The 11,500-nt window shown below is 65.5% G+C and carries 4 protein-coding genes; all 4 read right to left on the bottom strand.

The features are described 5' to 3' along the window. Positions 1-533: 533 nt before the first annotated feature. The 4 genes from WME73_RS36830 to WME73_RS36815 all read right to left on the bottom strand — a co-directional run bounded on the left by WME73_RS36830 (position 534) and on the right by WME73_RS36815 (position 11,460). The gene (locus WME73_RS36830; RefSeq protein WP_437912586.1) at positions 534-1,679 is read right to left on the bottom strand and encodes a metallophosphoesterase; all 1,146 of its coding nucleotides are present in this window, start codon (positions 1,677-1,679) and stop codon (positions 534-536) included. 397 nt (positions 1,680-2,076) lie between these two features. Then, a complete protein-coding gene (locus WME73_RS36825) occupies positions 2,077-2,703 on the bottom strand; it encodes a hypothetical protein (protein ID WP_437912585.1) in 627 nt (208 codons plus the stop codon). 28 nt (positions 2,704-2,731) lie between these two features. Then, positions 2,732-10,171, bottom strand: coding sequence for a SpvB/TcaC N-terminal domain-containing protein (locus WME73_RS36820; RefSeq protein WP_437912584.1), 7,440 nt, complete (start codon positions 10,169-10,171; stop codon positions 2,732-2,734). Positions 10,172-10,188: 17 nt separating this feature from the next. Then, positions 10,189-11,460 carry a glycosyltransferase gene (locus WME73_RS36815; RefSeq protein WP_437912583.1) on the bottom strand — a complete coding sequence of 424 codons (1,272 nt, stop codon included), beginning with the start codon at positions 11,458-11,460 and terminating at the stop codon, positions 10,189-10,191. Positions 11,461-11,500: the final 40 nt, after the last annotated feature.

The raw sequence follows: 11,500 nt of genomic DNA, 5'->3' as shown, positions 1-11,500 counted from the left end.
CTCGCGAGTGCCTTTGCCGTCAGAGCAAATCCGCGGCCACAGTCGTGCTACCGGCTTGACACGGGCGGCGCGCCTCTCTGGGTGAAACAATCACGTGAGGACGGCCCATGATCCAATCCGATATGATGTTTGCGCGACTGGCATGGATCGCGAGGGATCCTGAATGGACATGAAAACACCACCCCAGTGAGACCACGTGAGTTGGTGGATGAGCTCTTGTGCTCGGTCGATTGAGCGAGCTCGGCCGGCGTTCTGCACGATTTGATGCGAGGGTGGCAATCCGTGGTCGCGGGTGAGCGCGTGAGTTCTCCAGTGAGGGCGCGGGCGGCGATGTGGGTGGATTGGCGCGCTCGCTGCGCGCCCAGCCGGCGGTCACTTCGTCCGGAGCGCCGCGGGGCGCGGGGTACTGGTCAAATCTGGACAGGGAGGCGGGGAGGCAGGGAGAAAAATTCCAGTAAATCTCCCTGTCTCCCCGTCTCCCTGTGATCTCTCTCGGGCAAAGTCGACCACCACTTAAACACGCGCATCGGGCTTCACGCGGGGACGATCAGCTCGGCGAGCGGGAGCAAAGCGTAATCGGCGGCCGCGGTAAACCGCATCTCCCCATCGATCAGGTAGAGGTCGGTCGCTCCGGGTCGATCGTCCAGGATCCCGAGGTCGTATGTGACGACGTCGCCGTCGACGCGCAGCGTGCGGATCCCTCCGATCTCCTTCCGGTGCGCTGCCGCCGTGAGCCAGTCGTGACCGAGCTCCGCCTTGCACTTCCTGTGACCGGTGTGACCGGCGACCTGCCGCAGGCCGCGCGGGAGCGAACGCGGCTCGAAGCGCCGCGGCCGTGCCGGATCGAGCTCCCATGCCGGATCGCCACCCACGCGATCGACGCACGCAGGTCGATGGTAGAGGAGGCCGCCACCCTCGTTGCCCGCGGCGCCTGCGATGTGGAGAGGCTCGAGCGAAAGTGGCGTGCGCGCGCCGCTCTGCCATTCCGTGCGCCGCGCGTCGATCGCGGCGCGCAACTGTCGCTCGAGGGCCGCCGCCAGCCGATGCGGGTCGCGCTCGTCCGGCATGCCCAGTATCGCGAGCTCGCGCGTGGTCACGCCCGCGTGGGTCAGCAACACCGCGCGGCCGTCGGGCAGCACGCCTGAGAGCGCGAGATGAAAGCGGCCGCAGAGCAGCAGCTCGATGACGAGCTCGCGCTGGGACTCGCTGAACGACGCGTAATCGCGCGCCGCGAGCCCCGGGGTCGCCACATCGGGAAACTGCGCTGCAAACTCGTCGCGTTGGCGCCGGGCGGTGGCCTCGGCGCCTTCACGCCGCCTGGTCTCCTTGATCGAGCGCCCGAGCGCGCGCGCCGCAGCGAACCGCACGTCGTCGAGGCCGGCGAGCTCCATGACCCGCGCCGCGTCATGGTTGCCGAACAGGAGCCGCACCTGCGCGGGATCGTGGCTGGCCAGCCAGCGCAGCGTGCGGAACCCCTCCGCGCCCGCGCCCACCGGATCATCGAGGTCATAGTCGAAGTGATCGCCGATCGACACGAGCAAAACGTCGTCGGCCAGCCGGCCGTCCGCGCCGAGCAACGCGTGCGACGCGAGCACGGCCATCACCTTGGCCATCGGCGCCTGCGGGTCGCCCATCACGAAGATGCGCCGTGGTGTCACCGTTGGCTGAGGCGCGGCCATGGCGCGTATTTTAGCATGTCCTCGAATTCGGGCAAACGCTTGTCAATTGTCACGCTGTACCGCCGCCTTCCGCCGCTGGTCTTGAGCATCCGGCGCTCAGCCCCCTCGGCCATGGCCTGAGTGAGGAGCCGCTCGTGCAGCGCCCGGCGCTCGGGCGTCGAGCATGACGAGGCAGGGGATGAGCCCTCCGAGCCGGGATGGGATCGAACGAAGGGAGAGCGCCATCCTGCCATCACTTGCATGCGTCGCAGGCCGCAGCGCCCCCTTCTCCACCGTACTGCTTCCAAAGAGGCCCGGCTTCGGGACCGGGCTTGGAAGGATCTTCCGTGCCGTGGAGGACGTCGCTCCGCGGACAGGTGACCGCCACCACAGAGATGGACTTGCCCTACCGCGGCGTCTATGGCTTCCCGAGGATGCTCTCCAGGGTAGGGTAGGCGGCTTCCTTCTTGTCGATGTTCAGGTCCTTCCAGGGAATTACCTTCTGCAGGAGACCGTAGTCAAAGGCCCAGAGATACTCTGGGCTCCCGGGCTCGAGCAGGGTGCAGCAGTAGTCGGTCCATGTTCCAAACCCATCGACCACGACCGCCTCGCTGCAATTGCATGGGATATCGTCCTCCACCACCCTCCAGGGGTTAACCTCCTCGAGCCGAAGCCGGCGCGCCTTGGGCTCACCCGCGCGAACGAAGCGGATCCCACGGAGGGTGTGCTCGTTGCTCATCCTGAGCTCCAGCTCCAGATTTGGCCACACGGGGAGAGAGTAGAACATCGTCATGGCGTTCGGCGCGTGGCTTCTCGGAGCCGGCTCGACGCGCTGCGGCGCTCCAAGGAACCGACGATACAAGTCGGCACTGCACTCGTCCGCCATGTCTGGGTCTTCATGATCCAGGCGTGCGCGCGCCAGCATCTCCTTGGCCGCATCGAACGCCGCCCTATCGACGCCTAAACGCTTCAGGCCTCCTGCGACACCCTCCTTGTTCCGCATACGTGACATGAGATAAAGCTGAAGCGCGTTGATAGGATTCATGACTACTCCGCTCCGAGGTTCCATGACATCAGTCGATGTATTTGAGGCCTTTAAACAGGTACGTCGATCCGTTCATCGTCAAGTCAGTCAGCGCCGCTCTTATCACGCCGTTTGGTGCCACCACAAGCACCTTTACACCAGGGCCTTCCATCGCGACCGGGGTAAGTATGGTATGATTGCCGTACGGTACCACACGCGTGCCCATATATTGCTCAGGTACGGATTCGAGTGCAGCCCGGATCGCAACGATGGCCTCATCCTTCGGGAGGCCGCGCGCGTTGACCCGTCGCACGGCCTCGGCGACCCTCCCACTCTCCAGCGTGATGCTGCTGCCGATTCTCTCACCCTTGATACGTGCTGAGTTCAGTTGGGCGGAGCCTTGCGGCTGACCAGAGACTCGATGAGATTTTTCCTTTAGGACGGTCCCCGTCAGCGTAACGGTACCTTCGCCCGCTGCCGCCGTGCCTCCCTTCGCTCCTGTCGAGCCTGCCTCGGGCTGACGCGCCGGCTCTGCCTTCGGGGGCTCGGGAGGTTTCTTGCCGTCGCCGCCCTTCCCCCCGCTGCCGGTCGTCAAGGCCAGCAGCGCAGCCCCGGTGGGTGCGACCCCGACCGCGCCGCCGCCTACCTCCGCGACCGCTACGGCCGCGCCCGGGGCGGTGAGCCGGAGGCCGGGGGTGATGGCTCCGCCACCTGCGGCTGCCCGCAGAACCATAGCGAACGGCAGGAGCGCCCTGGCCCGCTCCGTGGTAGCGCCCTGACTGTCCCCCGCCTGCTCGAGCTTCTCTGCCTGCTGGAGATGGCGTTGCATCACCACCGCGGGGTTTCTCTCCCTGGTCGCGTGGTAGAAGCCCTCCTCCTTTACATCGCTATAGAAGCTCTGCGCGATGGCGATGGGATCGATGTGGACCACGGAATCGATCGCCTCCGTGACCGCCGTGCTCGTGCCGATCAGGCTCTCTTTGACAGCCTTTTCGGCTTTTCGGATCCCGGGGGTCGACGCGTACATGGCCCAGGCAAGCAGCTTGGCCTGTTCCCAGGTGCCAAACTCTTCACCTTCGTTCCCGCTCGGATCATGTAGCCGAACCGGATTCCCCATTACATAGTTATACAATCCTGGACCATCCACCATCCCCGCCGGATCTGCGCTCGTCCACCTCCCGAGCCAAGGCGCGTAGTACCGCGCCCCATGGTAGTAGAGCCCCGTTTCCTCGTCTTTCTCCTTCCCCGTGTACCGATACCGCCGCTGCGATACTTCGATGCCTGACGCCGCCGACCAGTAAGCTGTCGTCCCGTACGGGTGGTACTCCTCGTAGCCGATCACGAGCCCTGCCCCGTCCACCTCCAGCGACGCCGATCCGAGGTGGTTGTCGAGCTGGTAGCGCACCCGCGGCGTCACCGTGAACGGCCCCGTGGTGTCGACCGTCTTGGTCTCGACCATGGCCACCCGCCGCGCGCTATCCATCACGTGCAGCGTCTGTCGCTCGAGCACGAGCCCCGTCGCGTCGCGCTTGCGGTAGACCTCGTAGCCGCCGATGTAGATGCGCTCCTCGACGAGCCCGCTGTGCTCCCAGACCTTGCGAACGCGCTGCCCGGCGGCGTCGTAGGCGTAATACACGACTCCGCCGCCGTCGAGATCGGTGCTTCGCAGCTGGTCGTTCTCATCCCACGTGAGCGCTTGGATGTGGGGCATGGCCGTCATGTTGCCGTGGGCATCATGGGCATACATCGGGCTCGACGGCTCGTCCTCAGGATCCCCGAACGTGCTCACGAGCCGGTTGCTCGTCATCTCGTAGGAATACCGCCGGATCCAGGTCCCCGCGCCGGCCAGATGCTCCACTCGCTGGATGTTGCCGACGGCGTCGTAAAAGTACTGCTCGGTATAGTTCCTGAGCGCCTGCGGGTCGTTCGGGTGGGGCAGCGCCTGGATCGGCAGGTCGTTCTGGTCGCGCTGCACGTCGGCGAGCCCGCCCGCGTGCTCTCGTCCCGTCGCCTCGATCAGGCGATAGACCGCGTCGTAGGCGTACTGAGCGTTCGGTGACACCACGGCGTTGTTGAAGAACACCGTCTGCTGCGCGCTGTCCTTGATCTCGACGATGTTCCCGACGGGGTCGTACGTGTACGTCAGGTTCTGGAGAACGGCGCCGTCCGAGCTGCGCGTCGTCCGGAGGCGCGCGAGCCGGGAGGTCAGCGGATCGTACGTGTATTCCGTGGACGTGCCGTTGCCGTAGTCGATCCGCTCTCGCTGGCCCTTCGCGTCGTAGTCGATGTTGTCAACGAACGTCGTCCATGCCGCCGCGCCCGGAATCCACACCTCGATGCGTTCGAGCAGGCCCGCCTCGTTGTACGTGGGCTTGATCTCGCTCGCATCCGGCGCGATCTGGCTCGTCGGCCGGTTCAGCGCGTCGTACTCCGTCTGCATCTCGAAGCTCTCGGCCTCGAGCAGCGGGGCGGCCGCGGCGGCGATGGCCGACACGTCCGTGAGCGCCGAGAGCACCGACCAGTCGGCGCCAGCATGCACCTCGCTGCGCAGCCGGCGCGACGCCTGCAGCAAGTTGCCCTTGAAGTCGTACGCCTGGCTGGTCACCACACCCGCACCATCATACACCTGGAACGCCCGCCCGCGAAGGTTGCGTTGCAGTGCTTCCGGATGCGCTTCGCCATAGACCACGCGCCTGACGAGGCGCTCGGGCTCGCCGTCGAGGAACAACCACGTGCGTGTCAGGCGTTGTAGGGTATCGTAGGTGTGACGGCGATTCTGCCTCCTGCCGTTATAACTGCGCACCGCCTTGTTGCCGATATCAACGACGTCCAGGTGAGCTCCACCGTCCGGGCTCGCCGTGGAAAAACGCCGCCCAAGGACGTCGAACTGCTCGGTAACCGCCTCGACGCCGCGCGCGTCGATCACACGGAGCACATGGCCTTGCACATCGAGCTTCCTGCGCGTCTCGTGGGAGGGGGCATTCACCCCGTGGATCCTGTTGGGGATCACGGTCCAGAAGGCACGTCCGAGCGCGTCGAGGTACGTGGCCGACGGCGTGTCCGCGTGCTCGAGCGCGAGCGTCGCGGCCCGCTGCTCTGCAGCGCTCGCCGAGCCCGACTGCCGTTCGGCCAGCCAGGGCGTGCCGATGACGGCGTCGTTCTGATCGAACGTCCGTGTGAGCCAGGCATCGAACTCCGCGCGGGATTCGGCTCCGTCGGGAAACTCCGTGCGGATGACGCGATCGAGCGGGTCGTAGTGCACGATAGGAGTGACGCCCCATTCCACCAGGTCCGACTCGCCCTCGTATTCCGCGGTGGAGCTGAAGAACGGCTCGAACTGCTTGACCGGATTGCCCTTGTTGTTGAAGACGGTGCGGCCCGTCCCGACCCAGCGGGCCGTCACGGGCCCGATGACGAGCGCGCCATTCCCGTCGCGCACGAGGACACCTTGGCCGTCGCGGAGCGGCGCGTCGCCGGGCTCGGCCTGAACCTTCTGCATCACCACGCGACCGAAGCCGTCGCAGTAGGCGAGGCTCTCTCGAAACGGCGTGGTTGGGCTGTCGGCATGGTGCACCTCGCGCGTGAACGTGTGCACGAAGGTCGGCTTCTGCTCGACCTGCCAGCGAAGAATGTCGTATTCGATGCGCGACGTCGGGTTGTCGAGCGTATCGCCCTCGTTCGCGCTGACTTTGCCCATCACGGCGCTACGGACGACCTCGCCGAGCGCGTCGAAGGCGACGGCGGAGCGGTTGAGGTTCGGGTCGGTGACGTGCCATGGGGCAAGGACGCGGTAGTCGTTCTCGGCCTGGACCTGATTGTTCAGCGGATCCGTCGTGGTCTCGATGAGCAGCGCAAAGTCGTCGTAGGTGACGAAGGAGTGCTCGCCGAACGGGTCGACCGCTTCAACGGGGAGGTAGAAGCGCGCGGGATCGAAGACGAGGTGGCCGCTGGCCGTCCAGTACCCCCCGTCGCGCTGGACATAGCGCCCCTCGGACAACAACACCGCAGGGTCGAACGCCGTCGCGCTGAACTGCCCTGAATCCTGGACGATCTCGCTCACGAGCCCCGGTGTCAGCGCGAGCTCGTAACGCTTGTACGGAAGCGCCAGGGATTCGACCTCACCGAGCGGCAAAGGCCCGGTAAGGTCGTCCTTGTAAAAGACCTGCTGCGTTCGCTGGATCAGGCGGCGCTGGGGTGCAAGGCCGGTCGACTCGCCCTCGTAGGGCAAATCGTCCTCCGGATCGAGCATATCGAGGACGCCCGTCCCCTGGTCATCGTGCAGCGCGGAGCGAGCCAGCAAGCCCTGTCCAGCCGCCGGCAGCGTGAGCCCGGTGAGCTCGAAGTGCCGCTCTTCGCATCGCAGGCCAACCCTGTACCACGTGTCTTCCGCTGGCTTGTTGATGAAATCGGCCTCCGATACCGTCGCCCACGCGCGCCGCTGCTCCGGCTCTCCCGTGGCGCGTGCATACGCGAGCGACACCCTGCGCTCGATGTTACCGAAATCGTCGACGTCAATCACGAGCTCGTGGACGACGCGCGGATCGTCGGCCTTACGCTCGCTGTGAATGAGGACACGCTCTCGCTCATGCACCATGAAGACGCCGTGCCGCGTGCCTTCGCTCGTCTTGATGCGCCTGACGCTGAAGCTCTGCTCGGTCGTGACATACGGGATGTTCTCCTTGTCTGTGCCGTCCAGAGCATAGACCTCTTGACGCAGCAGGCGCCCGCGCAGCGCTCGCGCCGCCTCGCGCTCGTCCTGAATGGACATGCCCTGCGGGAGCACGGTGTCCTTCAAGAGCAGGGCGGCCGGCCCCTTCTGGAAGTACTCCTCCGCCAGCTCCCGTTCGAGCCGCTCTTTCTCGAGCCAGGCGCCCGTGTGATACCAGCTCACCGTACGTGCCGGCGCCTGGAAGAGCTCGGTCCCCGAGGCTCCAACCGTGAACTCCTCCGCGTCGCGCTGCTCGACGCGGGCGAACCCACGAAACTCGCGCTCCACGCCGTCGAAGAACCCATGCCGATAGCGATACGTCGTCACGAACCGGCTCTTCGAGATTGCGTCGACCCGCTCGACATGATCGACCACGTGCACGGGGAAGGGGAGGCGCGTGAGCCATTGGATGCCGGCGGCCTTGTCCTCGAGGTAAAACTTCGTCGACGGCGCGTAGCTGACCGTCGTCTCCACGCCGAGGTTGTTGACGACCGAGCGGAGCAGGTGCGGCTTCGCGCCCGCCATCAGATCTACGTAGAAGATGGAACGCGCGGTGGGGAGAGGGGACGACCAGACCAGGCACGCGGTACCCTGGCCGAGCAGATCGACGATGCCAAGCCGTGCAACACTGTCCACCGGCGGCAGCGAGCGAATGGGCACCGGCGCAGCGAGGCGATTGCCGGACTCGTTCAGGTAGAGGGCGACGCTATCACTCCCCAGATACAAGATGTCGCTGGTGCCGGAGCCGTCGACGTCGCCGAAGCGGACGCGCCGCGCGTCGAACTCGTCCATGGCCGCGAAGACGGGGCCATTCTCCAGCGTGACCTTCTTGCCGAAGCGCCCATAGCCGAGGTTGGGCCAGTAGCACACCTCGCCGTTGCGCACGCGGACGATGTCGACGAGCCCGTCGCCGCTCATGTCGGCGAGCTGGATGCTCTGCTCCGGATCCGCGAACACGACCGCCGGCCCGCGCTCGTCGTCGTCCGTATAGAAGACGCGCTGGGCTTCGCCAAAGCCCTGCTTCGCCTTCGAGCGGTACCAGACGAACGCGTGGTCCTCGGTGATCAGCAGATCCGCGAGGCCGTCGCCATCGAGGTCGATGAAGCGCAAGTTCGGATCCATCCAGTCGATGTTCGGAAGGGACTCGAACGTCCGGAGCGCTTCGAAGCCACCCTCTGGCGTGCTCGAGAAGTAGCCGGAGAGCGGGGCGCCGTAGGCGACCAGATCGAGCTGGCCATCCCCACCGAGGTCCTCCAGCTGCTGGATGCCCCCCACGAGCGTGCTCGGCGCAGGCAAGGCGGAGAGGGTGCGGGGCGCCTCCAGCTTTCCTTGCCCGCGGTTCGCCTTGTAGTACCAGGTCGACCCTTCGTCGATGAGCACCCCGGGGATGCCCTCGCCGTTGAGATCGATCCACTGCTTGGCCGCTCCGTCCACGCCGCCCTCGATCCCCACGAGGCTGTCGCGCGGGAGCACGCTCAGCGTGTCGTTGATGACGGGCCGCACGTAGTCGAGGCGCAGCGTGGGGAGCACCTGGCGCTGCCAGGTGCTCGTGACCGTGTCGAACAGATAACCCGCCTGCGTGACACCCACGAGATAGGTGAACGCTCCGTTGGCATCATACTCGAAGTCCGTCGACCTGACGAGCACCGGCGTGCCATTGGCGGGGAAGCAGTGAAACATGAGCACGCGGCGGCAAAGCCGGTACGTGCGCACCTCGAACGTGGCCCTGTGGCTCGAGAACGGGTCCTGGCGGACCGTCCAGGGCGCGGACCCCGGTCCGGAGTCCGCCGGTGTGGGTACGGCGGTGGTGGTCGTCTCGGCGGGCGCGTGCTCGCCGTAGTCGAACACCATCTCCATCATGAAGTCGCTCGCGACGAACGGGACCGCATTGCAGTATCGGACACGCTTCAGGTAACGCTGGGCAGTGGCAAGAAAGACAAAGTCCCCTCCCTGGCGCTCGAAGCGGCTCTTCTCGCTCAAGTCCGAAGGGTCGACGCCGTCGCCATCCTCGGCCTTGTACTCGTAACGAAGGATGTTGCCCGTATCGTCGTGGCTCTCTTCGAGCAGCCACCTGAAGATGCGCGCATCGCGGCCCACCTCCGGGCCTCTGGGGTCCGTGATGCGCGTCTCGGGCGTCTGGCCATAGACGTGGGTTGTATTGTCCTTGGTGGTCACACGCCAATGCACGTCGCCGTCGTCCTTTCGGATCCAGCGCTCGACGCGCGCAAAGAGGCCTTCCACCCGCGGCCTGTAGGTGCGCGCGACATGGGTACCGCGATCGAGCTCAGGCGCGCCGGTCTGGCTGAGCGTGGGGACCAGATCCTCGGCGCCCGAGAGGATATAGTCGTCAGAATCGATGTCGTCCAGGTAGCGCGGCAGGCCCTTGTCGGTCTTCCGGGAGATGCTGGCGACCGAGAGAGCGAATCCGAGGCCGAAGGCGCCATTGCCGCCCCCGCTGTCGTACGCGAGCTCGAGCTGGGGGCCGAACCCGCCCCGCCCGGGCGACGCGGGGAGCGGAACGGCGAGCGACGAGGTGCCCGTCGCCGCGTTGACCGAGAATCTCTCGCCGATGCCGCGGATGGCACCTCCGCCCTTCGGCAGGGTGAGCGCGGGCAACAGGGGCTGCCCGCCGGGTTCGCGGCCCTTCCCGTCGCCGGACCCGCCGCCCTGGCGCGCAGCGCGCGCCTCAGCGCCCTGAACGGGCGCCTCCTGCGCGCGGTTCGTCGACGTCGTGTCCGGTTGGCCTTTACGGCCGTCGCTGGATCGCTCTCTCTTTTTCATGACGCCTCACCGACGGTTCAAGGGGCCACCACGCTCTGGATCAGTTGAATGCTGGGCTTCGGTGCCTTGCTCTCCTCGACCTGAAACAACGCCTTCATCTTCGCGAGCTTTTGCCGGATCCACTTGCTCGATGTGGCCGCCGTGAAGAGGCCGCGGAGCTGCTGCGGAGTGAGGTCGGCGACCTCGGAGACGACACCGATGCCGCTCCGCCGGATCCTCAGGGCGTTGTCCATCTGGTCTTTGCCGTGGGGAACGATGACGATGGGGACCTGCTCCCAGATGGACTCCTTGATCGTGGCGAGGCCGCCGTGCATGAACACCACCTCGGCCTGCTTCAGGATGTCGAGCTGCGAGACCCAGGAGAAGAGGCTGACGTTCGCTGGAAGGCGGTTGTTGAGCGGGTCCACGTCAACGCCGTATTCGACGTTGAGCTGAGCGAGGAGCTTGTCACCGACGGCGAGGACGAGATGATGGTTATCCATCCTCTGGGTCTTCATCATATCGATGAGGTTGTTGAAGAATTGCCGTGCCTTGAACTCGTAATCCTGGACTTGCGAGCCGGCAGTGCCGAAGATGAGCGGCTTGTCCGTCGGGATCCCCGCCGGATTGCCGGGCAAGGAGCCACCGCTCAGGTGCTGCCGCGCGATCATGGGCTCGACGTACTTGACGTGATCGCCATGATTCCAGTCGTCGTCGTTGAAGTCGAACACACCAGGGCAAGGGATCAGCTCGAGCCTGTCTCGGAGCGGCTCGATGAATTGATCGATGTCGAGGCCCGGCTGCGGCGAGACGGAGTCGATGATCTTTTGCGAGACGGCGCGCGGCATGTAGACGAGCTTGGTCTTGGCGTGGAGCCTGGGCGTGTCGTCGGGGTGGCGGAGGTAGGTGGTGATGAGGATGAAAGGGATCCCGTATTTACGATGGATGAGCAGCGTTTCGAGCGCGGTGAAGTAGCCGCCGATGAGCAGGTTCGGCGCGGAGGGCCCGAGAAAGACGTCATCGAGCGCGCCGCGGCAGATCGGCAGGAGATGGTGCGGCTTCCAGCGCTGGTCGAGCGGCTCGAGCTTGTTCTCGTACGAGTGCCCGAGCGGGTACACCGATGGTAAAATCTCGTGGAACATCGGGTCGCTCAGAGAATTCATGTACGGTTCCATGATGAAACGGCAATCCGGGATACCCATGAACTCCACGGTGTAGCCGGAGCTCTGCAGGGATTTGGCCAGGTTGATGCACGGAAGCCAGTGGCCCTGTTCTTTGTAGAGGTCGGGCCAGATCATTACTCTTGCCATGTTGCTCTCCTCATGACGCAGTAGAGACCGCGGACGGTTC

This window comes from Sorangium sp. So ce302 (genome assembly GCF_051530145.1).
GTDB classification, from domain to species: domain Bacteria; phylum Myxococcota_A; class Polyangia; order Polyangiales; family Polyangiaceae; genus Sorangium; species Sorangium cellulosum_B.
The sequence above is the reverse complement of the archived record's forward strand: the minus strand, read 5'-3'. Positions and strand labels throughout refer to the sequence as shown.

Coding starts and splice junctions, on each gene's coding strand:
- WME73_RS36815 (WP_437912583.1), bottom strand. CDS start 11,460: ATGGCAAGAGTAATGATCTGGCCCGACCTCTACAAAGAACAGGGCCAC.
- WME73_RS36830 (WP_437912586.1), bottom strand. CDS start 1,679: ATGGCCGCGCCTCAGCCAACGGTGACACCACGGCGCATCTTCGTGATG.
- WME73_RS36820 (WP_437912584.1), bottom strand. CDS start 10,171: ATGAAAAAGAGAGAGCGATCCAGCGACGGCCGTAAAGGCCAACCGGAC.
- WME73_RS36825 (WP_437912585.1), bottom strand. CDS start 2,703: ATGAATCCTATCAACGCGCTTCAGCTTTATCTCATGTCACGTATGCGG.